Origin of the sequence: Streptomyces sp. NPDC047315, assembly GCF_040643215.1 — a bacterium.
Classification (GTDB): Bacteria; Actinomycetota; Actinomycetes; order Streptomycetales; family Streptomycetaceae; genus Streptomyces.
In genome coordinates, this window is the sequence record NZ_JBEYTZ010000006.1 from 83,573 (window position 1) to 108,569 (window position 24,997).

Below are 24,997 nucleotides of genomic sequence, written 5' to 3' on the forward strand. Positions count from 1 at the left end.
GCGTACGGTGCCGGTGTCGGCAATTGGCGTCGGCGTACGGGGCTGACGGGCCGTCACAGGGCGTGCAGGGCCCGCTCCAGGACGGCCGCACCCTCTTCCGCTTCGGCGACGGTGAGGGTGAGCGGCGGGGCGATCCGCAGGGTGCTGGTGTTGTGTCCGCCGCCCTTGCCGATGAGCAGTCCGCCTGCCCGGGCCGCTTCCAGCACGGTCGACGCCGCCTCCGGATCGGCGTGCTCGGTGCCCGGTTTGACCAGCTCGATGCCGATCATCAGGCCCCGGCCCCGCACCTCGCGCACCGCGGGGACGCCGGCGGCGACCGCCCGCAGCCGTTCGATCAGCAGCCCGCCCACGCGTCGGGCGTTGCCCTGGAGGTCGTGGTCCAAGAGGTACGAGAGGTTGGCGAGCCCCGCGGCCATGGTGATCGGCGAGCCGCCGAAGGTGGAGATGGAGTTGGCGTCCAGCGAGTTCATGACCTCCGCGCGGGCGACGACTCCGCCGACGGACATGCCGTTGCCGATGCCCTTGGCGAAGGTGAGGAGGTCGGGCGGGCCGTTGCGGGCGTGGGCCTGCCAGCCCCAGAAGTGGTCCCCGGTCCGCCCCCACCCGGTCTGCACCTCGTCGGAGATCCACAGCACCCCGTGCCGGTCGAGGACTTCGCGGAACGCGGCGTACAGCCCGTCGGGCGGCGAGGTGAAGCCGCCGACGCCCTGGATCGGCTCGGCGATCAGCGCGGCGGGGGCGCGGGCGTGGCCGAGCAGGTCTTCCAGGTCGGCCACGCACGCGTCGACGAACCGCTCGTCCGTCAGTTGCGCGTACGGGCCGCGGGTGCGCACCCCGCCGTGCACGTACAGCCGTTGCAGCGGGGACAGGCTCGTCGGCGACCAGCCGCGGTTGCCGGTGATGGACACGGTGGAGAACGAGCGGCCGTGGTAGCTGTTGCGCATCGCCAGGACCTGGTTGGTGCCCCGGTGGGCGGTGGCGAGCAGCAGGGCCGTGTCGTTGGCCTCGGTGCCGGAGGTGGTGAAGAAGACCCGGGCGTCGGGGATGCCGGAGAGCGCGGCGATCCGTTCGGCGAGCTCCACCATGGGCCGGTTGAGGTACAGCGTGGAGGAGTGCACGATCCGCGCCGCCTGGTCGGCCACGGCCTTGGTGACCTCGGGCAGGGCGTGCGCTGTCATGGTGGTGAGGATGCCGCCGAAGAAGTCGAGGTAGCGGTTGCCGTCCGCGTCCCAGACGTGCCGGCCCTCGCCGTGGGTGATCTCGATGGGGCGCCGGTAGTAGAGGGCCAGCCAGTCGGGCAGCACGGCCCGGTGCCGCTCGTGCAGCGGGGTGACGGAGTCGCTCACGGCTGCACCAGCCCTTCGTACGCGTCGGGGCGCCGGTCGCGGTAGAAGGCCCACTGCTGGCGGACCTCGTCGATCAGGTCGAAGTCGAGGTCCCGCACGAGCAGTTCCTCGTCCTCGTCGCTGGCGAGGTCGCCGACGAACCGGCCGCGCGGGTCGACGAAGTAGCTGCTGCCGTAGAAGTCGTTGTCGCCGTACTCCTCGCGGCCGACGCGGTTGATGGCCGCGACGAAGTACTCGTTCGCCACGGCCGCCGCCGGCTGCTCCAGCTGCCAGAGGTAGGCGGACAGGCCGCGGGAGGTCGCGGAGGGGTTGTAGACGAGTTGGGCGCCGCCGAGGCCGAGCTGTCGCCACCCCTCGGGAAAGTGCCGGTCGTAGCAGATGTACACCCCGACCTTGCCGACGGCGGTGTCGAAGACGGGCCAGCCGGCGTTGCCGGGGCGGAAGTAGTACTTCTCCCAGAACCCCTTGACCTGGGGGATGTGGTGCTTGCGGTACTTGCCGAGGTAGGAGCCGTCGGCGTCGATGACAGCTGCGGTGTTGTAGTAGAAGCCGGAGCCCTCGACCTCGAACACCGGGACCACGACCACCATCCCGGTCTCCCGCGCCAGCTCCTGCATCCGCCGCACCGTCGGCCCGTCGGGCACGGGCTCCGCCCAGCGGTAGTGCTCGGGCTCCTGCACCTGGCAGAAGTAGGGGGCGTTGAAGACCTCCTGGAAGCCGATGACCCGGGCGCCCTGCTCCGCGGCGGCGCGGGCGTGCGCCTCGTGTTTGGCGATCATCGACTCCGTGTCGCCGGTCCAGGTCGCCTGGACGAGTGCGGCGCGTACGACATGGGCCATCTGCTGCTCCTTCGGCCGGGCGTCGGCGAGCGCCGCCCCGTCGAAACGACCGACGGCGCGTCGCCTCTACGCACGTAGACGTGGAACGTAGATGGAGAACGTAAGCCCCGTCACACAGCGGGGCAAGACCATCGCCGCGAACGGGGGGCGCCGATCGCGTTTCACCCGGACGGCGGGCCGGTGGGCTGACGCGCCCTCAGGCGCCGGGCGCTTCGGTGCCGGAAGTGCCGGGGGCGTCGTCGGCGAGCGTCACGGCGATGCCGGTGTGCGGGGTCCTGCCGCGCCGTACGAGCCGGGCCGGAAGGTCGACGAGGGTGAACTGCCAGCCGTACTTGCGGGCGATGAGCGCCCGCACGGCGTCGGTGCCCGAGCCGTCGAGGAGCACCGCGGTGCCCTGCGCGGTCGACGCTCCTTCGGCGACCCTGCCGCGCACGTCGCACACGGCGACGGAGACCCGGTCGTCGTTGCGCAGCCGCTTGACCTTCCAGGAGTCGCTGTTGGTCCAGACGTACAGCTTCCCGGAGTCCTCGGCGAACCAGACGGGGGTGGCGACGCCCGTGCCGTTCTTCCGATACGTCGTCACGCTGATGTAGCGCGCGGGGGCGAATGCGGTGGCTGCTGTCACGGGGCCGAGGGTACGCCGTCGGCGTCCGCCGCGCCGTCCGGGGCGGCGGACTCCTGCGCGGCCACCAGCTCCGTGAGGTGTTCCCGCGCCCAGGCACACGCCGTGTTCAGCGGGCCGACTGCGGACCGGCCGAGCGGGGTGAGCCGGTACTCCACCCGCGGCGGGCGCTCGTCGTGGACGGTGCGGCTGACGAAGCCTTTGCGCTCCATCGCGCGCAGGGTCTCGGTGAGCACCTTGGGGGTGATCCAGTGCAGCGGCACCCGCAGTTCGCCGAAGCGGCGCGGACCGCCCTCCAGACAGCGCAGTACCAGGGCGGACCACTTGTCGCCGAAGCGGAAGGGCTGGATCGGAGCCAGGCAGGCGTCCGCGAACATGTCCCGGGGCAGGGGCTCTCGTACGGCGTCCATGCCCCCATGCTCCCCCAACCGCCCTGGGGTCGGCGCCAGTACCGTTGAAGTAACCGGAGGGTGCCGCCGTACGGTCACGGCCATGAGCGACGACACGAAGCACGCACACGGTACGGACGACGGCACGGCGATCGTCGTCTTCGGGGCGGGGGGCCGGGTCGGCCGTGCCGCGGTCGCGGAGGCGGTGCGCCGCGGGCACGCCGTCACGGCGGTGGTACGGGACCCGGCGCGGCACCCGGACCTCGCGGGCGACGGCGTCACGGTGGCGCGGGGCGACGCGACGGACGCCGCCTCGGTGGCGGCTCTCGCGACGGGGCACCGGGCGGCGATCAATGCCGCGGTCCGATTGGACGTGAGCCCCGAGGAGTTCTTCGTCACCGCGGCGAAGGCCATGGTCAGCGGGTTGACGAGAGCGGGGGTACGGCGCTTCGTCACCCTCGGCGTGGCGTCCACGCTGGAGGTCTCACCCGGCGTGCGGATGATGGACGGGCCGGACTTCCCCGAACTGCACCGGGTGTTCTCGCAAGGCCACGTGGCGGAGTTCGAGACGCTGCACGGGTCGGCGGACGCGCTGGACTGGCTGATGGTCTGCCCGCCCCTGGAGCTGGCTGCGGACGTTCCGCGGACCGGCCGTTACCGTACGGCCGAGGGCGCCCTGATCGACGGCGGCGGTCGGATCTCCCACGCGGACCTGGCACTCGCCCTCCTCGACGAGGTCGAAGCACCGCGCCACCGCCGCATCCAACTGGCCGTTTCCTCGTGAGAGCCCTCCCCCGGGTCAGATCACGCGGAAGAGGTCCGCCGCGGCGTGGACGTCGGTGAGGTCTTCGACGGCGCGGAGGTTGTCGCACAGGGCGTCCAGCGCGGAGCCGGTCTCCGTGGCGCGCGGCGCTCCGATGGCGACGCCGAAGACCCGGAAGCCGAGCCGGCGCCGCACGTCGTTCCAGCCGCGCATCCACTCCTCGGTGACGTCGCACTCGTCGTCGGTGATCAGCACGATGTCGCCGCGGGCGCGCCCGGTGTCGGCGAACTCCTCGGCGAGGAGGTCGCCCGCGACCGACAGCGGCGTCTGGTAGCTGGTGCCGCCGCCGAGGAAGGTCTCCGCGAAGTCGAGCACGTCGCCGATCGGGGCGGGCCGGTCGGCCGGGAAGCGGACGACGCGGCAGCGGTCGGCGGAGGAGAACAGGACGCCCACGAAGTCGCGCTTGCCCCGGCGGGCCTGGTCCAGCAGCGCCAGCGCGCACGCCTTCGCCCACGCCTCCCGGGAGACGCCGCCGGGCCCTTCCACGTACATGGAGTGCGAGGTGTCCACACAGGCGACGACGGCGCCGCGGCCGGTGGTCTGCTCGCCGCGGCTGTCGTAGAGCATCAGCTCGCCGGCGGCGTAGCGGGCGGCGAAGACGGCGCGCAGCTCGGGCAGGCCGAGGGCGACCAGTTCGGACGGGACGACGCGGGACAGGTCGTCGCCGAGGGTGACGCCGACGAGTTCGCCGGTGGCGTGCTCCACCTTGCGGGCACGTTCGCCGCTGGCCATCTGGCGGAAGCGGCCGATCAGCTCCGCCCACTGCGCGAGGCGGCTGGTGCGCAGCCGTTCGGCGAGGCGGGCCCGCTCGTCGTACGACAGGCGCTCCAGCTCGCCGGGGTCGACGCCCCAGGCGCGCATCGACTCGGCCTCCTGCCGTACGGTCCTGGCGGCCTTCGCCGCGGCGTTGCGCGCGGCGCTGCGGACGCCGGGGGTCGCGGCGGCGAGGGCCTGCGCGGCGACGTGCGCGGCCCGTCGGGCGGCGGACTCGGCCGCTTCGGCTGCTTCGATCGCCCGCTGTACGTCACCGTTCTCACCGTTCTCGCCGTTCTCGCCGTTCTCGCCGTCGGCGGCATCGGCTGTGGCGGCTTGTTGGAGCGCCCGGGTGACGGCGGCTGCCGTGCGCGCGGCGTCCTGCTCGGCGCCCTGTGCCTGCTCGGCCCGCGCCTGGGCTTCCTCGCAGCGCTCCAGCAGCTGGCGCAGCTCGGACGCCTGGGCGAGCACGGCGAGGGCGGCGGCGTAGGGGTCGCCGATCGTCTCCCGACGCAGCTCGGCGAAGCGCGGTGCCGCCGTCAGCGCGCTGATCACCTGGTGGTTGACCAGGTGGGAGGGGCGCATCTCGGCGGCGTCGCGCACCTGCGGTCCGGTCTTGTAGGCGGCGAGGAAGACGTCGCTGAGGAGGTCGGCGACGTGGTCGTGGCGTACGGCCAGCTCGTCGGCGAGCTCGCGCAGCGCGGCGGACTGGGCGTAGGTGTCCCGCCAGGCGATCGGGTCGAAGGGGTCCGCGACGACGGCGCCGGTGTGTCGCGCGACGACGGCGGATGACCGGGCGAGCCACCGCCCGGCCCGGCTCGCCAGCGCGTCGTACCCGCTCGTTGCCCCACTCATGCGCCCACGCTCCCCCACGCCCCCTGCGGCGATCGATCCTAGGCATGCTCCCCTGTCCGCGGCAGGCGCGGTGGCGCGATGGCGCCGTGGGCGGTGTGCGATGACGGCGTCTGCGGCCCGGTGGTGGGCTGTTCGCGCAGTTCCCCGTGCCCCCAAAGACCTCCACGTGCAGCTCGCAGACAAGGGGCAGCGAAACAGGGGCGCGAGGAACTGCGCGAACAGCCACAGACGGGCGGCAGAGGCCAACGCTCCCGCGGGGAAACGGCGGCAACGTCCACAGCCGCAGGGAAACCCGCGGGACCTCGCGGACAGGGCCTAGTTCTGCACCAGGCTCGCGTCCAGGCCGAGCGCCTCGGTGAGCACCCGGGCGCGGACCGCGCGCTGGCGGCCGGTGACGCGGTCGATCGCCGCGGTGGAGCGGCCGGCGCCGGCCGCCTCCGTGTGCAGCTCGGCCAGCCGCCGGCCTGCCGTGGCGAGCTTGTTGTGGGCCTTGGTGATGACCCACTCGCTCAGCGCCTCGCGGGACTGTCCGGCCATCGCGTCGAGCTGGACCTCCAGCTCCTCGATGGCGTCGGCCAGGTCGAGCGCCTCCCGGGCGTCGGGGTTGACCAGTTGCAGCACCTCGCGCTCGACCGTCGGGCGCTCGGTCGGGGAGGACCACAGCACGTGGGTGAGCACCGACAGGTCGGTCTCGGCGACCGCCGGACGGCCGTCGAGGTACGCGGACGCCTGGAGCAGCCCCACCGCCTGCCGCCAGCGGCGGTCGGACGCCACGAGTTCCTTGCGGCGCAGGGCGGCCCGCAGGGTGCAGATCGCGTCCACGATCGCGTCGGGTACGGCCACGGCGGGTACGTCCCCGGTCACGGCCCGCTGGAGGTCGGCGAGCTCGACGGTGGTGCGCTGCGGCGGCGTCGGGCGGGTGACGGCGGAGCGGACCAGCGCGGCGAAGTTCGAGGGGTCGGCCAGATAGCCGACCTCGATGCGCACCAGCAGCCGGTCGTAGATCGCGGCCGAGTCCTCGCCGTCGGGGAGTTCGTTGCTCGCGGTGATGGCCCCGATCAGGGGGCAGCGGATCGGTTCGCCGCCGCTCTCGGGGTGGTAGATCCGCTCGTTGAGGTAGCCCAGGGTCTCGTTGAGGGCGGCCGTGGAGCACTTGAAGATCTCGTCGATGAAGGCGATGTGCGCGGTCGTGGCGCGGCCGTCGTACACCTGGCGGTACTCGCCGCGGGCCAGCGCGGCGACGTCGATGGGGCCGAACATCCTGGTCGGGGCGGTGAACTTGGACAGCAGGATTTCCCAGTAGGCCGCGCCGTCGACCCTGCCGGTGAGCTCGCGGGCCAGTTCGGACTTCGCGGTGCCGGGCGGGCCGAGGACGAGCGAGTGTCGTCCGGCGAGGAGCGCCACGACCAGTGTGCGCACCACGTCGGCCCGTTCGTAGAAGCGCTCCGACAGCTCGTCGCAGATCGCCCGCAGCCGCCCGGCCGTGGCCGCGGCCCGCTCGCCGTGCGCGCCGGGACCGTCCGGCATGTCGTGCGCGTCCTGCGCGCCCATGTGCACACTCCTCGCCCGTGACTCGCCCGTGACGCCCAGCGGGGCCGGGGCGCTCCCCCGACAGCCCGACAGGGGGACGCCCCCAACCTAGGGCGTGCCTTCTCAGGCGGCGGCGACGGGGGCGCAGTCGGCGGCGAGCTCGTCCATGGACAGTCCGAGGGCCGTGGCGAGGGCCGCGACGGTGAAGAACGCCGGGGTCGGCGCCCGACCGGTCTCGATCTTGCGCAGGGTCTCCGCGGAGATCCCGGCCCGCGCGGCCACGTCCACCATGCTGCGGTCGCCGCGGGCCTCGCGCAGCAGCCGGCCGAACCGTTCGCCGCGTTCGCGCTCTTCGGGGGTGAGGGGGGTACGCACCATGCCGTCATTCTAATACCGGAACAGCCGGTATGATAATTGGCGCTGCGGCGATCGAGCGGGCCGACCCCCGAAGCCCGGACCGACGAACCACCGGACCCGCAGGTCAGCGGCTCAGCCGCTGCCGCTGACGAAGCGGCGGGCGAGTTCGCCACCGAAGCTCGCCGCCGCCGCGTGGCTCTCGATCGGGCTGGCCTTGGAGTCGCGGAACAGGACGTACGTCACGTCCGATGCGACACCTCCGGACACGGGGTCGTCGTCGATGCCGAGCGACCTGGCCATCGCGCGCGACGCCTCGCCGATCACGTCCTTCGGCCCGGTGTCCCCGACGACGCCGTAGCGCACCCGGTCGTCGTGGACGACCGCGACCACGGTGCCGCCGCGGACGCCGGACTCGGCGTGCCGCCACGTCTCGCTGGGCCCGGGCACCACCACGTAGGGCAGGGCCGCCGCGTCCAGCGGTCTGCCGTCGGACTGCCGGAAGGCGGTGTCCTCGATGAACCACGGGTCGTTCTGCGCATTGCACTGCGGCGTGGACTGGCCGTCGCAGGAGACGTCCATGTCCGCGGTCCAGTGCACCACCTCGTCCGTGCCGCAGACCGGAACGGTCGCCGCGGCCCCGGCATCCGTGCGGTACGAGCCCCGGGAGACCGGGGTGCAGTCCTTCACCTTCGCCAGCAGTTCGGCCGCGCTGACCGCGCCCTCGCGGGCCTCGCCGGCGCTGCGGTCCGCCCGGGCCCCGGCGGTGTCGCGGGCGGCGACCAGGGGGGCGCGGACCGCCCTCGCCCCGTGCGTTTCGCGGGCGTCGCCGTGCGGCGGCTGCGCCGCGCCCGCGGTCGCCCGCGGCCCGGGGGTGGCCGCCGCGAGGAGCGCCGCGGCGACTGCGGCGGTGAGGGCGATGGGGCGAGAGTGCATGGGCTGGGTCGCCTTTCTGTGCGGATACCGCGCGGAAAAGCGTCCTTACCCGTTCTCGGTGAGGACCGATCCCTGGGCCCTGGCGTCCGTACGGGTGGCGCCGGCGCCCATGTCCGGTGTCCCGCACGGCCGTTGACGCCGCGCGGGACCTTCGCACGAGGAGCCCAATGGAGTACGCCCGTACGAGGGAGGGCGATTAGGGTCGACCGCTGGGCCGCACCACCATCGCCGAGCCGCCGCCCCGGCGCTCCTTCTCCGCCGCGGCCAGCCAACGCCCGTCGGGCAGCCGTTCGATCCCGGTTGCCGCGCCGATCTCGTTGTTCAGCCGGAACTTGTGGCCGATGCGCTCCAGTTCGCCCTTGAGCGGCCCGTTCCACAGCCCGGGTTCCAGCTCCGTCGTCGCCTGGTTGCGCTGGCTGGCGCGCGGCGCGGCGATCGCCTCCACCAGCGGCAGTCCCCGGTCCAGACGGCCCGTCAGCACCTGGATCGCGGTGGTGATGATGGTCGCGCCGCCCGGCGAGCCGAGGGCCAGCACCGGACGCCCGTCGTCGAGGACGATCGTCGGCGAGATCGACGACCGGGGCCGCTTGTTCGGTCCCGGCAGGTTGGGGTCGTGCACCGCCGGGTTGGCCGGGGCGAAGGAGAAGTCGGTCAGCTCGTTGTTGAGGATGAACCCCCGACCGGGGACGGTGATGCCGCTGCCGCCGGTCGACTCGATGGTGAGGGTGTACGCGACGACGTTGCCCCACTTGTCCGCGGTGGTGAGGTGGGTGGTGTTCTCGCCCTCGTACGTCGTGGGCGCGGCGGCCCCGCTACTGGCGCAGGGCTTCGGGTTCCGCGGGTCGCCGGGGGCCAGCGGGCTGCTGAGCACCGCGTCGTCCTTGATCAGGCAGGCGCGGGCGTCGGCGAACCGCTGGGACAGCAGCGCCTTGGTGGGCACGTCCTCGAACGCCGGGTCGCCCACCCAGCGCCCCCGGTCGGCGAAGGCGACCCGGCTGGCCTCGATGAAGCGGTGCAGGTACGCGGCCGGGGACGCCTTCTCCAAGTCGGTGCGCTCCAGCATGTTCAGCGCCTGTCCGACGCTGGTGCCGCCGGACGAGGACGGCGGCGCGCTGTAGACGTCCAGGCCCCGGTAGCTCACCTTGGTGGGGGCGGGGCGCAGCGTCGCGTACGAGCGCAGGTCCCGGGTCGTCAGATCGCCGGGGCGCACGACGCGGGTGGCGCCGGGCCGCACCGGGGGCTTGCGCACGGTCCGCACGATGTCGCGGGCGATGTCGCCCCGGTACAGCGCGCCGATGCCCTCGCGGCCGAGTTGGCGGTAGGTGCCGGCGAGGTCGGGGTTGGTCATCGTGCTGCCGACGACCGGGAGCCGCCCGCCCGGCAGGAAGAGTTTCGCGGTGTCGGGGAAGTCCGCGAACCGCGCTTGGTTCGCCTCGGTCTGGGCGCGGAAGGTGGCGTCGACGGTGAAGCCGCCCCGCGCCAGGTCTTCGGCGGGCTTGAGGAGTTGGGACATGGATCGGCTGCCCCAGGCCCGTACCGCCGTCTCCCAGGTCGCCGGTGTGCCGGGGGTCCCGACGCCTAGCCCGCTGGTCTGCGCCTGTTCGAACGGGATGGGTCGGCCGCCCTCCAGGAAGAGGGACGCGTCGGCGGAGCGGGGCGCGGTCTCGCGGCCGTCGACGGTGTGGACGGTGCGGCTCTTAGCGTCGTAGTAGACGAAGTAGCCGCCACCGCCGATGCCGGCGGAGTACGGCTCGGTGACGCCGAGGGCCGCTGCGGTCGCCACGGCCGCGTCCACGGCGTTCCCGCCGTGCCGCAGCACCTCGATCCCGGCGGCGGAGGCGTCCGCGTCCACGCTGGCGACCGCGCCGCCGTGCCCGACGGCGAGCGGGCTCTTGACGGGCGGTGCCGCGGCGGGCCCCGGCGGTGCGGCGCCTGCGGCGGGCGGGGCCGCGACGCCGAGCAGGACCGCGGTGAGCGCAGCGGCCAACGGCGCTGTGGTCCGTACGGTGGAGCGACGCATTCGTACCTCCGATCGAAACCTGTGCGCGGCAGCGTAGCGGCCACCGCCGGCACCGTCAGGGGCGCCGCCCGCGGCGGATAGCATCCGCACACATGAACGACGACATACGCAACATCGTGTTGGGGCTCGTCGCCGCCGGGATCAGCGGCACCTTGGGGTGGCTGGCCCGCACCGCCCGCTGGCGCCGCCGGCTGGCCCGTACGCAGGACTTCTTCGGCCTCCCCACCAACTCGCAGGCCCTGTTGGTGGTCAACCGCGAGGCCGGGCACGAGAGCGCGGTGCGCCGTTACGACGTCTTCGCGCTGCTGGAGCTGTCCGGGCTGATCAAGGACTGCGGGGCGCAGATGCAGGTCATCTGGCACGACGGGCACCATCAGGGGGTGGGCGAGCAGACGGAGTTCTGCGTCGGCGGGCCCGCGTCAAACGTGCGGATGAAGGCGCACCTGCGAACCCTCCTGCCCGGTGTGCGGATCGCCACGGAGGCGAACGAGCCCCACCGCAACGCGTATCGGATCGGATCGGAGACCTACCGGGCGGAGCGGGGCGCCGAGGAGTACGCCCTGTTGGCCCGGCTCACGCCGAGCGGGCAGGAGCGGCCCGTGTTCCTGCTCTGCGGCCAGCGGTCGATCAACAACCAGGCCGCGGCCCGCTATCTGGTGCGTCACTACCAGGACTTGGCCCGTACCCACGGCAACGACTCCTTCTGCCTGCTGCTGAGGGTCGTCAACTCCGAGGCGTACGGGCCCGACGTGGTCGAGTTGGTCGACGACGTCACCGCGGCGGCCCGGACCGCGCCGGTCGCGGCGGCGGACGGCGGCAACTGACCTGGGGGGAACGGGGCGCGCGGGACGGAGGCCGGGTCCCCGCCGCGTCGGTGCAGCGGCGGGGACCCGCTCGGCCTCGGCGGTCCGCGGGGCGGGCAGCTGACCTTCTTCCCGTCGTCGTCCGGCCGCCTTCGGGAACGGTCCGGTCGTACGGGAAGTGATCACCGGCTGCCGCCGGGGCCCCGCCGGGGGCTGGTTGGTGCCGGGCGGGCACGTCGTGGGTTGGGGGTCAGGGCCGGTCGGGTGCGGTCGGGGCGCCGTGCAGCAGCGGCCCCGGCTCCGCGGGCGCCACTTCCACCCCTTCCGTCTTCGGGTTCTTGCGCTGCCGCTTGGCCACCCAGTTGGCGAACCAGGACAGCAGCATGCACATCCCGATGTAGATCGGCGAGATCACCATCACGACCGGGATGAACGGCAGGTCGTAGTCGAGGTTGGAGGCGATCAGCTTGCCGGCGTGGAGGAACTCCTCGTAGGTGATCAGATAGCCGAGGGAGGTGTCCTTCAGCGCCACCACCAACTGGCTGATGATCGCCGGCAGCATGGCCCGGACCGCCTGGGGCACCAGCACGTACGACATCACCTGCGTCTTTCGCAGGCCGAGCGCGTACGCCGCCTCCCGCTGGCCGCGGTCCACCGAGTTGACGCCGGTGCGGAAGACCTCGGCGAGGACCGAGCCGTTGTACAGCGTCAGCCCGGCGACCAGCGCGGGCAGCGGCTGCACCTTCAGCGCCACGAAGATGAAGAAGATCATCACCAGTACGGGCATGGCCCGGAAGAACTCCACCAGCAGGGTGGACAGCCAGCGCACCGGCCGGTGTTCGGAGAGCCGGCCGGTGGCGAGGAGCCCGCCGAGCAGCAGGGAGAGGACGGCCGCGTACGCGAACGCCTTCAGGGTGTTCCCGAGCCCCTGGAGCAGCAGTTCCTGGATCCCCTTGTACTCGAACGGGGTCCACTTCGCCGCGGTGAACTGGCCGGTGTCGAAGAGGAGGTACAGGATCCAGCCCAGGAGGGCGAGGATGGCGAGGGTCGACACGAGCCCGTACACCCGGTGCCGCCGGCGGGCCCGCGGCCCGGGGATGTCGTACAGGGCGGTGGAATCGGTCATCCGGCGACTCCGTAGCGCTTCTCCAGCACGTTGAACAGCGCACTGATGGTCAGGGTGATGATCAGATACCCGACGGCGATCCAGACGAAGGTCCAGATGATGTTGTAGCCGAGTTCGCTGAGCGTCTTGTAGGTGCTGAGCAGTTCGGTGACGCTGAAGGCGCCGGCGATCGCGGAGTTCTTGGCGAGCGCGATCAGGGTGGAGCCGACGGGCGGGATGACCCGGCGGAACGCCTGGGGCAGGATCACGGTGCTCAGGGTCTGCCCGAAGGTCATGCCGAGGCTGCGCGCCGCTTCGCCCTGCCCCTTGTGCACGGTGTTGATGCCCGCGCGCAGCGCCTCGCAGATGAAGGCGGAGGTGTAGCAGCCGAGGGCGAGCACGGCGAACACCTCGAAGGGCAGCACGATCCCGAACCGCGGCAGTCCGAGGACCACCGCGAAGAAGAGCAGGGTGAGCGGGGTGTTGCGCAGCACGGTCACCCAGACCGTGCCGAAGGCGCGCAGCGAGCCCACGGGCGCGACCCGGAAGGAGGCCATCAGGAAGCCGAGGGCGAGGGCGAGCACCGACGAGTAGAAGGTGAGCTCGACGGTGCCGAGGAAGCCCTGCCAGTAGAGGGAGATGTTGTCGGTCAGTACGTCCATGACGCGGTGGCTCCTCCTCAGCTCGCCGGATAGCGGTCGATGGGGGGCGGCTGTGGCGCCGGTACGCCGGAGAGCCCGAGGGTCGCGTCGTACGCCTGCTTCCAGTAGCCGTTCTTCTCACCGGCGGCCAGGGCGTCGTCGATGGCGAAGCGCAGGGCGTTGTCGGAGCGCGGGACACCGATGCCGTACGGCTCCTGGGAGAACGGCTTGCCGGCGATCTTCAGTTCGTCGGGCGCCTTGGCGGCGTAGCCGATGAGGATGGCGTCGTCCGTGGTCACGGCGTCGACCTGGTAGGTGAGGAGGTTGTCGACGCAGATGGAGTAGGTGTCGTAGCCGACGAGGATCGCCTTCGGGAAGTCGCGCTGGATGCGCTGGTAGGGCGTGGAGCCGGTGGCCGAGCAGACGCGCTTGCCGTCGAGGTCCTCGGGTCCGTTGATGTCGTGCTCGTCGGTGCGCACCAGCAGGGACTGCCCCGCCATGTAGTAGGGGCCCGCGAAGCCGACGAGCTTCTTTCGCATGTCGTTGATGGTGTAGGTGCCCACGTAGAAGTCGATCTGGCCGTTCTGGAGGGCGGTCTCGCGGTTCGCGGAGGCGATGGTGCGGAAGCGGATGGCGTCGGTGCCGAAGCCGAGGTAGGCGGCGACCATCTTCGCGATCTCGATGTCGAAGCCGGAGTACACGCCGGTCGCCGGGTCCTTCTCGCCGAGGTAGGGCTGGTCCTCCTTGGCTCCGACGACGAGGTGGCCGCGGCTCTTGGCCCTGCGCCAGGTCGGGGACTCGGGCAGTTCGAAGGCGGTGTTGACCTGGTAGACGGGCAGTTCGTCGGGTTGCGGTCCCTTGACGGGCGGGCTGCCCTCCTTGCCGCAGGCGGCGACGAGGACGGTGGCGAGCAGGAGTGCGAGCGCTACGAGGGCGCGTCGGGTGCGCGGCATGGTGTCCCCCCGTCAGTGCTTGAGGATCTTGGAGAGGAAGTCCTTGGCTCGGTCGCTCTCCGGGTGGGTGAAGAAGTCCTCGGGGGCGCGGTCCTCGACGATGCGGCCGTCCGCCATGAAGACCACGCGGTTGGCCGCGGAGCGGGCGAAGCCCATCTCGTGGGTGACCACGACCATCGTCATGCCGTCCCGGGCGAGCTGCTGCATCACCTCCAGCACCTCGTTGATCATCTCGGGGTCGAGGGCGGAGGTCGGCTCGTCGAAGAGCATGACCTTCGGTTCCATGGCGAGGGCGCGGGCGATGGCCACGCGCTGCTGCTGGCCGCCGGAGAGCTGGGCGGGGTACTTGTCCGCCTGGGAGGCGAGTCCGACGCGGTCGAGGAGTTCGCGGGAGCGCCGGTCGGCCTCGTCCTTCTTCCGGCCGCGGACCTTGACGGGGGCGAGGGAGACATTGGCGAGCACGGTGCGGTGCGCAAAGAGGTTGAACGACTGGAAGACCATGCCGACGTCGGCACGGAGCCGGGCGAGCCCCTTCCCCTCCTCCGGCAGCGGCTCCCCGTCGATGGTGATGCGGCCGGACTCGATGGCCTCCAGCCGGTTCATCGTCCGGCACAGGGTCGACTTCCCGGACCCGGACGGGCCGATGACGACGACCACTTCGCCGCGGCCGACGGAGAGGTTGATGTCCCGCAGGACGTGCAACTGCCCGTAGTGCTTGTTCACATCCCGCAGTTCGATCAACGGATCGACGACGGCCATACGCTGCCCACCCACTTGTCGCTGAGTCGAGGTCAGCGCAAACTATCCACCCTCGTAGGGGACTTAGCGCACGACACGCACAAAAGGGGCATAAGCCGTATTTATTGGCTGATAGATCAGCTCATCTGGGCGCGGCCGGAGTGCGGACGTCGACGCCGGGTTGACGTGGGACCGTGGGGCGGCGGGGCAGTGGGGCCAGGGGCCGTACGGGTCAGGCTTCGGCCGCTTCCGCATACACCTGGGACAGCTCGGGGGCGCCGTACAGGGCCCAGTCGAGCCCGGCCTCGACCACGCCGATCTCCCGGCCGGAGGCGAGCCGCACCACCGGGTGGCCGCCGGGCCACACGTGCCAGGACGCGCCGCGCACCGTCCGTACGATCACCGTACCGAGATAGAGGCCGGCGTCGTTGCCGAACCAGGGGAGCTCCTCCTGGTCGTCCCGCCAGCGCGGCGGGAGTTGGTCCAGGGCGGACAAGGACGCGGGAGTGTCGTCCAGTTCAAGCCCCATGCGCTCCACCCTGACCCGCAGCAGCTCGCACTCGGCGAACAACTCCGCCATGGCGGCGGCGCGCTCGGGATCGTCCACGGCCGCCGCGAGGGCGTCCTTCCGCTCGGGACCGTGCCGCTTGAGCCAGTTGTCCAGGAAAGGGATGTTCATACCAGTCAGCCTCGCATCTTCCCCGACGCGCGGACCACAAGGACGCGCGTCAAGGATCCCCGGGAGCGGTGAAGATCCTGCGGACCCGAAGGGCGGCGCCCGCTCACGCCGTCGGCCCGGACTCCGGCCCGCTCAGACGTCGAGGTCCACCACCACCGGCGCGTGGTCGGACGCGCCCTTGCCCTTGCGCTCCTCGCGGTCCACGTAGCCGTCCTTCACGGCGGCTGCGAAGGGGGCGTTCCCGTAGACGAGGTCGATGCGCATGCCGCGGTTCTTCGGGAAGGCCAGCTGACGGTAGTCCCAGTACGTGAACGGATGGTCGTACTTCAAGGGGCGCGGGACCACGTCCGTGAGGCCCGTTCCGCGCAGCTCGGCGAGGGCGGCCCGCTCCGGCTCGGTGACGTGGGTGCTGCCCTCGAAGACGGAGCGGTCCCACACGTCCTCGTCGGCGGGCGCGATGTTGTAGTCCCCGAGGACGGCGAAGGGGAGGGCGCCCGCGGCGTCCGCCGCCACCGCCGTCTTCAGCGCGGCCAGCCACTCCAGCTTGTAGGCGTAGTGGTCGTGGGTGACCTCCCGGCCGTTGGGCACGTACACCGACCAGAGGCGGGCCGGGCCGCAGGTCGCGGAGATCGCCCGGGGCTCCTGCGCGCCGTCGTACGCCGGGCCGCCGGGCAGCCCCTTCACCACGTCCGCGAGGCCGACGCGGGAGATCAGCGCGACGCCGTTCCACCGGCCGTCGGCGTGGACCGCGGACTCGTAACCCAGCTCGCGCAGCTCGTCTGCGGGGAACTGCTCGGCCGTGCACTTGGTCTCCTGGACGCACAGCACGTCGGTGCCGCTGCTCTCCAGCCAGGCCAGCAGCCGGGGCAGCCGGGCGGTGATCGAATTGACGTTCCACGTGGCGATCCGCATGGCACGAAGCCTACTGCCGGGGTCTGACAGTCACCGGTCGGCGGGGCGCCGGGCGGTCACACCTCCCGTGCGTCTCCGGGGGCCAGCCGCTGGTGCTCGGCCCGCCCCAGGGTGCTCACGTGCCGGTCGTAGATCGGTCGGGCCAGCTCGGTGAGCAGGGCGTCGTGGATGTCGATCGTCAGTCGCGGCGCGACCTCCCGAACGTAGTCGATCACCTCGGAGATCTTGTTCCAGGGCGCCATCACCGGCAGCATCAGCGTGTCCACCGGGCGCTCGGGCACGGTCAGGGCGTCGCCGGGGTGGAAGACGGCGCCGTCGAGCAGGAAGCCGACGTTGGTGACCCGCGGCAGGTCGGGGTGGATCACGGCGTGGAGTTCGCCGTGCACCTCGACGTCGAAGCCGGCCGCGGTGAAGGCGTCGCCGTGGCCGACGGTGTGCACCCGGCCCGGATGCGCCGCGGCGAGCTCGGTGGCGACGCTCTTCAGCGTCCACACCTCGGCGCCCGCCTCCAGTGCGGCGCGCAGCCGCCCCTCGTCGTAGTGGTCGGGGTGCTCGTGCGTCACCAGCACGGCGTCCGCGCCCACCGCGGCGTCCTCCTCGCTGAAGGCGCCGGGGTCGACGACGAGGGTGGCTCCGTCCTTCTCCAGCCGGATGCAGGAGTGCTTCATCTTGGTCAGCCTCATGCACCCCATCCTGCTACGTCCGCGGGGTCGTCTCCTCCTGGACGACGGTGCGCACGACGGCGAAGGCGGCGTTCGCCGCCGGGATTCCGCAGTACACGGCGGCTTGCAGCAGGATCTCCCGCAGCTCGTCGGGGGTGAGGCCGTTGCGCAGGGCGGCGCGGGTGTGCACCGCGAGGTCGTCCAGATGGCCGCCCGCGACCAGCGCCGTGAGCGTGACGACGCTGCGGGTGCGCCGGTCCAGGCCCTCCCGCGTCCACACCTCGCCCCAGGCGTAGCGGGTCACCAGGTCCTGGAAGGGCCCGTCGAATCCGTCGGAGTCCGCGGTGACCCGGTCCACGTGGGCGTCGCCGAGCACCTCCCGGCGGGCCTTCATCCCCGGCTCGTACGGATCGGGCCGACCCTGCTCGGGCAGTTCGGGCGGCGCGGGCGCCGCGGCGATCTGCGCCACCGGGGCCACGGGCGGCGAGATCGCCGGCATCGACACGGACGGCACGGCCTGCTGCTGGATGGGGATCGCGGACAGGGTGTCCTGGGGCACCGTGGAGAAGTGCCGCACCAGCAGGTCGGTGACGGCGGCGGGCTGCTCGACGGGCGCGAGGTGGCTGGCCCCGGGCACCAGCGCGAGCCGGGCGTCCCGGATGCCGGCGACCAGGGTGCGGGCCTCGGCGGGCCCGGTCACCTTGTCCTCGGAGCCCACCACGACCAGGGTGGGGACGCCGACGCGACCCAACTCGGACCGTACGTCGAAGGCGGCCAGCGCCTCGCAGGCGGCGATGTAGCACCCGGGGTCGGTAGTGCGCACCATCTGCACGGCCCACTCGACGATGGCGGGCTGGGCCGAAGCGAAGCCCTGGGTGAACCACGCCTCGGGGGCGGCGTGCGCCATGGGGTCGAGCCCGTTCGTCCGCACCACCACCCCGCGCTGGCGGAACTCGTCCGCGGTGCCGAACCGCGGCGACGCGGCCACCAGCGCGAGCGAGGCCACCCGGTCCGGCCGCCGCAGCGCCAGGTCCAGCCCGACGGCGCCGGCGATGGAGCACCCGACGTAGCCGAAGCGCTGCACGCCGAGCCCGTCGAGGGTGGCCAGCAGCCGGTCGGCGAGGTCGGCCACGGACGACGCGGGGTGGGCCGGGGCGCCGCCGTGGCCGGGCAGGTCGAAGCGGAAGATTCTCCAGGTCCGGGACAGCTCCGCGATCTGACGGTCCCACATGTGCCATGTGGTACCCAGTGAGGGACCAAGGACGACGACCGGAGCGTCATCCGGCCCGTCACAGCGGTATTGCAGGGTGTTCATCGGTGTCTCACTCACCGGGCGACCCTCTCATCTGCCACGAGATGTCACATCGCTGGGGGTGAACCTAGTGCTGTGACCGGAAAGGTTCACCGGCTCGCGACGCCCGGCACGGCACCTCGCTGCGTTGTCGCATCACCCGAGTACGTCCAGTACACGGGAGATCCTCCGCCTTGCGACGCACCGCACCGGACGCCGCGAGCTACCCGGCAAACCTTTCCGGTCACAGCACTAGGGGGCTTCTGATGGATCAGGCTGGTTGAGGGTGGGGGTTCCTCCCACGCCCTCCGGGCGTAGGGGAGGGTTCTGGTGCGGTGGATCTTCCCCCTGTGCCCTGCGGGCACGGGGGACCCCCAGCGGAGGAGGGAGTCGACGCGGTGGGGGTCCCACCGTGCCCGCAGGGCACAGGGGGCCGTCGGCGACCGACGACAACGCGGAGTGGGGGCACCTCCCGGGCCGAAGGCCCAGGGGGAACGGCGCCAGGGCACGCGAGCCCAGCAAGATCCATCAGAAGCCCCCTAGCGGACGCAGGCGGAGCTCAGCCGATGTTCAGCGCCCGCATCGCCTCCGTGGCCATCTTCGACTCGCCGAGGGCGTTGGGGTGGACGGGGTTGAGTTGGTCGAAGAAGAAGACGGGCTCCACCCAGCGGGTGCCGCGGGGCTGGCAGGCGTCGTGGCCGTCGGAGACGCGGGCCATGTCGGCGTACGCCGCGCCCGTCTCCTGCGCGGCCCGTTGCAGGATCTCGTTCATGCGGCCCTGCATGGCCCGCAGGTAGGGCACGTCGCCTTCGGCGATCGGCATCTTCGCGAAGCAGGACTTGTCCGCCTTCGCCGGCAGCAGCCAGGGGTACCCCACCAGGGCGACCCTGGCCTTCGGCGCCTTCTGCTGCACCTTCTTGAGCGCGGCCTTGACCGCCGGATACGTCTTCTGCTCGATGAGCCGTTCGAAGTGGGGGCCCCAGGCGTCCCGGCACGGGCTGCCCTTGCCGCCGGAGAGCACGCCGGCGGAGCCGCAGGCGATGACCGCGCCGGCGAAGACGAAGTTGTCGTTCCCGCCGATGTTGATCGTCACCAGGTCCGTGTCCGTGGTCACCGCGGAGAGTTGCGGGGCGACGCCGGGGTACTGGGCCGTTTCGAAGTGCCGGGTCTCGGCGCCCCCGCACGTCACGTCGGTCACCTTGGCACCGGTCGCGCCGGCGATGACCTGCGGATAGTTCTTCGCCGAGCGCAGACAGACGAGCGGCGCGGACGGCGCGAAGGGCAGGACGCCCGACCCCGCGGCGTAGCTGTCGCCGAGGGCCACGTACTTCAGGGGCTCGGCGCCGTCCGCGCCGTGCGCGGGCCCGGCCACGCCGGTGAGGGAGATCGCGATGGCGGTCGCCGCGAGGCAGCGCCCGACCGAACGTAGGGACATGTCGTCCTCCTGGGATGTCGACCCGATCCTGACAAGGGGGTACCGGCAAGCCGGCTGCTGGGGCACGGCCGTGCCCGGTGCGCGCAGGAGGGTGCTCCACGCGCATCGAGCGGGCGCAGGAAGAGGGGGTCGCCGTGGTGTGGGGGTGACCGTTCGTCGGCGTACGGAATCAGCAGCACCCGACCCTGGAGAAGGGCCCGTCGGCTGCCGGAACTTGAAGTTACTGGCGAGTCAGAACCGAGGTCAATGCATCGGACCGACCGAATTCCAGGGACGTTTCACCGGCAGCGGATGAGCCTTCGGCGCGCCTCGCGGGTGGCGAGCGAACGCGCGATCGTGGTCATCCAGCCTGATCCACAAGACAGCCCTGGGCCCGGGGGGCGGGAGGCGGGGGGCGAGGGGCGGGAAAAGTCCTGGCCGTCGCCGTGGCCCGGCGCTACGATCGCCGCGATGACCACTCAATCGATTGTCAGATTGGGGGCTCCCACCGCGCAAGGTGAGTGCTGATGCCCACTCACACCGCGCGGGGAGACTCCTTCCTCGCCCTCTGGCGGCGCGTGCGCGAGTTCGCCGTACCGCCCTCCATGATCGAGACCGCCACCGCGCGCCGCACCGCCGGCGACTGGGCCGGGGCGTGTGCGGCAGCCGGCGTCGACGTCGACGTACAACTCCGCACGGTCGAGCGCTCCCACGGCACGGACGTGGCGGCCCGGCTCCGCGCCGACCTCCGTCACCTCGCCCCCGACCTGCTGCGCTGGCACCTCCCGCGGATCGCTCCCGACGGACTGCTGCGCCCGGGGCTGACGCTGGCCCTGGCCCGCTACGACACCGGGGCGCACCGCGGGCGGCGACCGCTGCACCTGGTGGTGCGGACGCCACCGGCCTGGGCGGACGCCGGCCAGCGGATCGCCCTCGGGGTCTGGGACGGCGATCGCCTCGACGCCGGCGCCCGCCGCCATCCGCACCCCAGGCCGCACCGGCGCCACCGCCTCGACCTGCACCGGCACTTGTGGGACGCGCGCCGAAGCGACGAGCTGCCCTCGCGCTGCGGGGCCGACGTTCCGCCCGGTGCCGCGGCGCGGGACCCGTCCGGCCCCTACCCGGCGGAGCTGGTGCCCGACGGGTATCCCTGCGCCGTCGACCGCTGGGCGGCCGAGGCGGGGATCGTGCTCGACGCCGCGGGGCGCACGGCAGGGACCGTCGTCGTACGGCTCGGGGCCCGGCACCGGCTGGCCCTGGACCTGGTCCGGGGCGACGACCCCGGCTGGGGTGTGGACGGTGGCGGCGCGCGCCCCGAGGGGGCGCCCCGGTGGCGGATCACCGCGGCGTCGACGCGGGCCGGCCGCTCGTCCGCGCTGCCGACCCTGCCCGACGCGGCGACCTGGACGCTGCCCGACCTCCAACTGCTCCGCGCCGGTCTGCTCACGGTCGACTCCCTGCACCCCTTGGTCGCGTCCGCCATCGCGCCGGGGCGGGCGTCGACCGGACCGTCTTTCGTCCATGACCCGCCGGGCGGGACGTACCACGTCGACTGCCGGGGCGCCCGCCATCGGATCGCCCTGGTCGACGGGGTGTTGGCCGCGCTCGACCACGGTCCGGACGAGATCCGGCGCGAAGAGCTGCTCGTCGCGCTGACCGGCACCCCGCTGCCCTGCCTCCAGGCGATCGACGAGGCGCACCGGCGCCCGGACTGCCTCCCCGGGGTCCGCGAGCGGCTGGACCACGGCGACTTCGCCGGCGCGTTCGCCGTCGTCGAGGCCCTGCTCGGGCCCAGCGCGGTGCTGCGCAGCGGCCCGCTGCGGGACGCGCTGGAAGGGGCGGCCCGGCGGCGGATCGACTACGGCCTGTACCGGACGGACCTGACCGGCTCCGCTCCTCGACCCGAACGCCAGCCGCGCCACCAGCGGGCACGTCCGCGCCACGCCACGCTGCGCTGACGCTCCCCCGACCTCCGGTACTCCATACCTTCCGACCGACTTCGCCCGGCTTCTGCCTGCTCCTGCTGTTTTCACACCGCGCGCCCGCACGCGTGCCCGGAACCGACCCACAGGTGATCACCCATGACCGCACCCAGCACGCCCGCAGCCCGTGGCTCCTTGCCGCTCGACGTCGCGGAGGAGCTGTTGACCCTGCTGCGCACCACGACCACGGAACCGCGCCCCGACGTCCAGTTGGAGGCCCTGACCCTCGCCGTCGCCGCCGACCTCCCGGTGCTGCTGTGGGGCGAGCCGGGGATCGGCAAGACCGCCGCCCTGACCCAGCTCGCCGAGGCCCTGGAGCTTCCGCTGACGACCGTGATCGCCAGCGTCCACGAGCCCTCCGACTTCTCCGGGCTGCCCGTCGTCGGTGACGACCCCGCCGTGCAGGGCGTTCCGATGGCCCCGCCCGACTGGGCCGTACGACTCGTCCGGGCCGGCCGGGGGCTGTTGTTCCTGGACGAGCTGTCCACCGCGCCCCCTGCGGTGCAGGCCGCCCTCCTCCGGCTCGTGTTGGAGCGGCGGATCGGCTCGCTGCGGCTGCCGTCCGGGGTGCGGATCGTGGCCGCGGCCAATCCGCGTTCGTCGGCGGCGGACGGCTGGGAGCTGAGCCCGCCGCTGGCCAACCGCTTCGTCCACCTCCAGTGGACCCACGACCACGAGGTCGTGGTGCGCGGGCTCGGCGGCACCTGGCCCCGGGCGACCCTGCCGCAACTCGACCCCGAAGCCCTGTCCCAGGCCGTGGACCTCGCGCGCCGCGCGGTCTGCGGGCTGCTCGCCGTGCGTCCCCCGCTCGTTCACCGGCTGCCGCAGCAGGAGACCGGGCGCGGCGGGCCCTGGCCCTCGCCGCGCAGTTGGGAGATGGCGCTGCGGCTCATCGCCTTCGCGACCGCCGCGGGCTCCTCCAGGGAGGTGCTGTCCCTGCTGGTGAGGGGCGCGGTGGGCGACGGGCCGGGGCTGGAGATGCTGGCCTGCTTGGACCGGATGGACCTGCCGGACCCCGAAGCACTGCTCGCCGACCCCTCGGGTGCGGTGCTGCCCGAGCGGGGCGACCGACGGCAGGCCGCGTTGGACGGGGTGGTTGCGGCGGTCCGCAACCGCCCGGACAAGTCCCGCTGGGACGCGGCGTGGGCCCTGCTGGTACGGGCGTTGGAGACCGGGGCGCCCGATCTGGTGGTGGTCCCGGCGACCACGCTGGCCGCCCTGCGCCAGCAGGACTGGGAGGTCCCTGAGTCCATCGAGCGACTCGCGGGGGTGATCTCCCTGTCGCGGCGCGCGGACGACGCCGCGGCCAGGGTTCCGGTCTCGGCGCGGGCAGGCCGATGACGGCCGCCCCGCCCGCCCCGCCCGCCTCGGTCACGTCGGTCACGTCGGTCACGTCGGCGAAGCTGGATCGCGACAAGCTCTTCGCGGCGCGCTTGTTCGCCGCCCGCGCCCGGCCCTATCTGGCGACGGCGCTGTTCGCCCTGCACCCCGTGGAGTCGCCCCGGGTGCCGACGATGGCCGTCGACCGGTACTGGCGGTGCTACGTCTCCCCGGCGTTCGTCGACCGCACGCCGTTGGCGGAACTCGCCGCGGTGTGGGTGCACGAGGTGTCGCACCTGCTGCGCGACCACCACGGCCGCGGCGACCGCGTGCTGCGCGAGCGCCAACTGAGCGGCCCGGGGGCCCGGCTACGCATCAACATCGCCGCCGACATGGAGATCAACGACGACGCGTTCGACATCGATGCGCACGACCGCGCCGCGCACGACGGCGACGCGCAGGTCCTCGTCCTCCCCGAGGACGCCGTCACCCCCCAGTCCCTGGGGCTGAGCTCGGGCGAGCTGATGGAGGACTACCTGCGCCAGTTCGGGCTGGGACCGCGCACCCAGGGCCTGGTCTGGCTGGACTGCGGCAGCGGCGCCGACGGGCTGGAGCGCCCGTGGGAACTGGGGCCGGACGGTGCGCACGGCCTCAGCGCGCAGGAGCAGGACGCGGTCCGCTTCCGGGTGGCGCAGGGCATCTCCGCCCGCCCCGGCACCGCGCCCAAGGGCTGGCGGCGCTGGGCCGAGGAGGCGTTCCACCCGCCGCAGCCGTGGCGGGAGTTGCTGGGCGCGGCGCTCCGCTCGGCGGCGTACGGCAGCGGTTCGGGCGGTGACTACACCTACGGACGGCCGTCGCGCCGCTCGGCGGGGCTGCCCGGCGTCGTGCTGCCGAGCATCCGGCGCACCCCGCCGCGGGTCTGCGTGGTCATCGACACCTCCGGGTCGGTCAGCGACGCCGAGTTGGGCAGTGCGCTGCTGGAGGTCGCCGCGATCTCCCGGGCCGTGGGCGGCCGGCGCGACCTGGTGTCGGTGCTCTCGTGCGACGCCACGGCCGACGTCGTGCGCACGCTCTGCCAGGCGGAGGAGATACCGCTGGTCGGTGGTGGCGGCACGGACCTGCGCGCGGGCTTCGCGAGGGCGCTGCGCACCCGGCCCAGGCCGGACGTGGTCGTGGCGCTGACCGACGGGCAGACGCCGTGGCCGCGCACCCAGCCGTCGTGTCGCACGGTCGTGGGCCTGTTCCCACGGATGGGGGTGCGCCGCCGGTGGAGCGAGGACCACGACTACGTACCGGACGCACCGCCCGCGTGGGCGCGCGTGGTGCACATCGGTGCGCCGGCGTCGAACTGAGTGCCGTCGGCGATGCCGGCCGGCCCGATGAAGCGGACGGCGCACCTCCGTCCGTCCGTCCGGATAAACGGATGGCCGGGGCGCGCGTGACGCGGCAGGATGCTCCCCATGTCTTTGCCCACCCCCGAACTACACACCGCCCGCCTGCGACTGCGGCCGTTCACCGACGCCGACGCGGCCCCGCTCTACGCGCTGCACAGCAGCGCCGACGTGATGCGCTACTGGGACTCCCCGCCGTGGACCGAACCGGCCCGCGCCCAGCGCTTCCTCGCGACCTGTCGAACCATCGAGGAGGAAGGCACGGGGGCGCGGGTGGCCGTCGACCGCGACGGCGCGTTCATCGGCTGGTGCGGCCTGACCAGTTGGAACCCGGACTTCCGCAGCGCGTCGCTGGGTTACGTCTTCGCCCCCGCCGCGTGGGGCCACGGCTACGCCACGGAGACCGCGCACGCCGTCTTGCGGTGGGCGTTCGACGCCCTGGACCTGAACCGCGTCCAGGCCGAGACCGACACCCGCAACGTGGCGTCCGCCCGGGTCCTGGAGAAGCTCGGCTTCGTCCGCGAAGGCACCCTCCGCGAGGACTGCGTCGTCAACGGCGACGTCTCCGACTCCTGGATCTTCGGCCTCCTCCGCCGCGAGTGGCACCCGACGGCCGGTGCCTAGGGCCTGTCTTACGGA

At 72.8% G+C, this 24,997-nt stretch carries 24 protein-coding genes; 6 read left to right on the forward strand and 18 right to left on the reverse strand.

Annotation, left to right across the window (positions count from 1 at the left end):
- Window positions 1–53 precede the first annotated feature (53 nt).
- From ABZ842_RS08310 to ABZ842_RS08325, 4 genes are all read right to left on the reverse strand, one after another.
- Window positions 54–1,346: an aspartate aminotransferase family protein gene (locus ABZ842_RS08310; protein ID WP_361533720.1), complete on the reverse strand. Its 1,293-nt coding sequence runs from the start codon at window positions 1,344–1,346 to the stop codon at window positions 54–56.
- Complete coding sequence (locus tag ABZ842_RS08315; protein WP_361533723.1) at window positions 1,343–2,185, reverse strand: nitrilase-related carbon-nitrogen hydrolase; 843 nt, start codon at window positions 2,183–2,185, stop codon at window positions 1,343–1,345. The genes ABZ842_RS08310 and ABZ842_RS08315 overlap by 4 nt, the downstream gene beginning before the upstream one ends.
- Before the next feature lie 196 nt (window positions 2,186–2,381).
- Entirely contained in the window at window positions 2,382–2,810 is a 429-nt protein-coding gene (locus ABZ842_RS08320) for a PPOX class F420-dependent oxidoreductase (protein WP_361533726.1), read from the reverse strand.
- Window positions 2,807–3,217 carry a helix-turn-helix domain-containing protein gene (locus tag ABZ842_RS08325; protein WP_361533729.1) on the reverse strand — a complete coding sequence of 137 codons (411 nt, stop codon included), beginning with the start codon at window positions 3,215–3,217 and terminating at the stop codon, window positions 2,807–2,809. Before ABZ842_RS08325 ends, ABZ842_RS08320 begins: the two co-directional genes overlap by 4 nt.
- 82 nt (window positions 3,218–3,299) lie before the next feature.
- Here ABZ842_RS08325 and ABZ842_RS08330 point away from each other — a divergent pair, with 82 nt between their 5' ends.
- Entirely contained in the window at window positions 3,300–3,980 is a 681-nt protein-coding gene (locus ABZ842_RS08330) for an NAD(P)H-binding protein (RefSeq protein ID WP_361533732.1), read from the forward strand.
- Between the two features lie 15 nt (window positions 3,981–3,995).
- Here the strand turns inward: ABZ842_RS08330 and ABZ842_RS08335 are convergent, their stop codons facing one another.
- From ABZ842_RS08335 to ggt, 5 genes are all read right to left on the reverse strand, one after another.
- Window positions 3,996–5,627, reverse strand: a complete 1,632-nt coding sequence (locus ABZ842_RS08335) for a VWA domain-containing protein (RefSeq protein ID WP_361533735.1) — start codon at window positions 5,625–5,627, stop codon at window positions 3,996–3,998.
- A gap of 315 nt (window positions 5,628–5,942) precedes the next feature.
- Window positions 5,943–7,154 (reverse strand): AAA family ATPase, encoded by a 1,212-nt coding sequence (locus ABZ842_RS08340; RefSeq protein WP_361534337.1) that lies wholly within the window; start codon window positions 7,152–7,154, stop codon window positions 5,943–5,945.
- A gap of 126 nt (window positions 7,155–7,280) precedes the next feature.
- The gene (locus ABZ842_RS08345; RefSeq protein ID WP_361533738.1) at window positions 7,281–7,535 is read right to left on the reverse strand and encodes a helix-turn-helix transcriptional regulator; all 255 of its coding nucleotides are present in this window, start codon (window positions 7,533–7,535) and stop codon (window positions 7,281–7,283) included.
- A 111-nt stretch (window positions 7,536–7,646) separates the two neighbouring features.
- Window positions 7,647–8,447, reverse strand: a complete 801-nt coding sequence (locus ABZ842_RS08350) for a glycoside hydrolase family 75 protein (RefSeq protein WP_361533741.1) — start codon at window positions 8,445–8,447, stop codon at window positions 7,647–7,649.
- Between the two features lie 196 nt (window positions 8,448–8,643).
- A complete protein-coding gene (gene ggt / locus ABZ842_RS08355; RefSeq protein ID WP_361533744.1) occupies window positions 8,644–10,467 on the reverse strand; it encodes a gamma-glutamyltransferase in 1,824 nt (607 codons plus the stop codon).
- Window positions 10,468–10,559: 92 nt separating this feature from the next.
- Here ggt and ABZ842_RS08360 point away from each other — a divergent pair, with 92 nt between their 5' ends.
- Complete coding sequence (locus tag ABZ842_RS08360) at window positions 10,560–11,291, forward strand: hypothetical protein (RefSeq protein ID WP_361533747.1); 732 nt, start codon at window positions 10,560–10,562, stop codon at window positions 11,289–11,291.
- A gap of 229 nt (window positions 11,292–11,520) precedes the next feature.
- Here ABZ842_RS08360 and ABZ842_RS08365 read toward each other — a convergent pair whose 3' ends face one another.
- The 9 genes from ABZ842_RS08365 to ABZ842_RS08405 all read right to left on the reverse strand — a co-directional run bounded on the left by ABZ842_RS08365 (window position 11,521) and on the right by ABZ842_RS08405 (window position 19,686).
- A complete protein-coding gene (locus ABZ842_RS08365) occupies window positions 11,521–12,396 on the reverse strand; it encodes an amino acid ABC transporter permease (protein WP_361533750.1) in 876 nt (291 codons plus the stop codon).
- Window positions 12,393–13,037 (reverse strand): amino acid ABC transporter permease, encoded by a 645-nt coding sequence (locus ABZ842_RS08370; RefSeq protein ID WP_361533753.1) that lies wholly within the window; start codon window positions 13,035–13,037, stop codon window positions 12,393–12,395. The genes ABZ842_RS08365 and ABZ842_RS08370 overlap by 4 nt, the downstream gene beginning before the upstream one ends.
- A gap of 17 nt (window positions 13,038–13,054) precedes the next feature.
- Window positions 13,055–13,969 (reverse strand): glutamate ABC transporter substrate-binding protein, encoded by a 915-nt coding sequence (locus ABZ842_RS08375; RefSeq protein ID WP_361533756.1) that lies wholly within the window; start codon window positions 13,967–13,969, stop codon window positions 13,055–13,057.
- A gap of 12 nt (window positions 13,970–13,981) precedes the next feature.
- Entirely contained in the window at window positions 13,982–14,728 is a 747-nt protein-coding gene (locus tag ABZ842_RS08380; RefSeq protein ID WP_361533759.1) for an amino acid ABC transporter ATP-binding protein, read from the reverse strand.
- A gap of 211 nt (window positions 14,729–14,939) precedes the next feature.
- Window positions 14,940–15,386, reverse strand: coding sequence for a DUF6278 family protein (locus ABZ842_RS08385; protein WP_361533762.1), 447 nt, complete (start codon window positions 15,384–15,386; stop codon window positions 14,940–14,942).
- A 132-nt stretch (window positions 15,387–15,518) separates the two neighbouring features.
- Window positions 15,519–16,298, reverse strand: coding sequence for an exodeoxyribonuclease III (locus tag ABZ842_RS08390; protein WP_361533765.1), 780 nt, complete (start codon window positions 16,296–16,298; stop codon window positions 15,519–15,521).
- Window positions 16,299–16,354: 56 nt separating this feature from the next.
- Window positions 16,355–16,981 carry an MBL fold metallo-hydrolase gene (locus tag ABZ842_RS08395; protein WP_361533768.1) on the reverse strand — a complete coding sequence of 209 codons (627 nt, stop codon included), beginning with the start codon at window positions 16,979–16,981 and terminating at the stop codon, window positions 16,355–16,357.
- A gap of 13 nt (window positions 16,982–16,994) precedes the next feature.
- On the reverse strand, window positions 16,995–18,275 hold the full coding sequence (locus ABZ842_RS08400) for an alpha/beta fold hydrolase (protein WP_361534340.1): 1,281 nt from the start codon (window positions 18,273–18,275) through the stop codon (window positions 16,995–16,997).
- 535 nt (window positions 18,276–18,810) lie between these two features.
- Entirely contained in the window at window positions 18,811–19,686 is an 876-nt protein-coding gene (locus ABZ842_RS08405) for an SGNH/GDSL hydrolase family protein (RefSeq protein ID WP_361533771.1), read from the reverse strand.
- A gap of 506 nt (window positions 19,687–20,192) precedes the next feature.
- On the opposite strand from ABZ842_RS08405, the gene ABZ842_RS08410 reads away from it, so the two are divergent.
- From ABZ842_RS08410 to ABZ842_RS08425, 4 genes are all read left to right on the forward strand, one after another.
- On the forward strand, window positions 20,193–21,623 hold the full coding sequence (locus tag ABZ842_RS08410) for a hypothetical protein (protein ID WP_361533774.1): 1,431 nt from the start codon (window positions 20,193–20,195) through the stop codon (window positions 21,621–21,623).
- A 123-nt stretch (window positions 21,624–21,746) separates the two neighbouring features.
- The gene (locus ABZ842_RS08415) at window positions 21,747–22,988 is read left to right on the forward strand and encodes a MoxR family ATPase (RefSeq protein ID WP_361533777.1); all 1,242 of its coding nucleotides are present in this window, start codon (window positions 21,747–21,749) and stop codon (window positions 22,986–22,988) included.
- The gene (locus tag ABZ842_RS08420; protein WP_361533780.1) at window positions 22,985–24,319 is read left to right on the forward strand and encodes a VWA-like domain-containing protein; all 1,335 of its coding nucleotides are present in this window, start codon (window positions 22,985–22,987) and stop codon (window positions 24,317–24,319) included. Before ABZ842_RS08415 ends, ABZ842_RS08420 begins: the two co-directional genes overlap by 4 nt.
- A 108-nt stretch (window positions 24,320–24,427) precedes the next feature.
- Window positions 24,428–24,982 (forward strand): GNAT family N-acetyltransferase, encoded by a 555-nt coding sequence (locus ABZ842_RS08425; protein ID WP_361533783.1) that lies wholly within the window; start codon window positions 24,428–24,430, stop codon window positions 24,980–24,982.
- The last annotated feature ends 15 nt before the right edge of the window (window positions 24,983–24,997 follow it).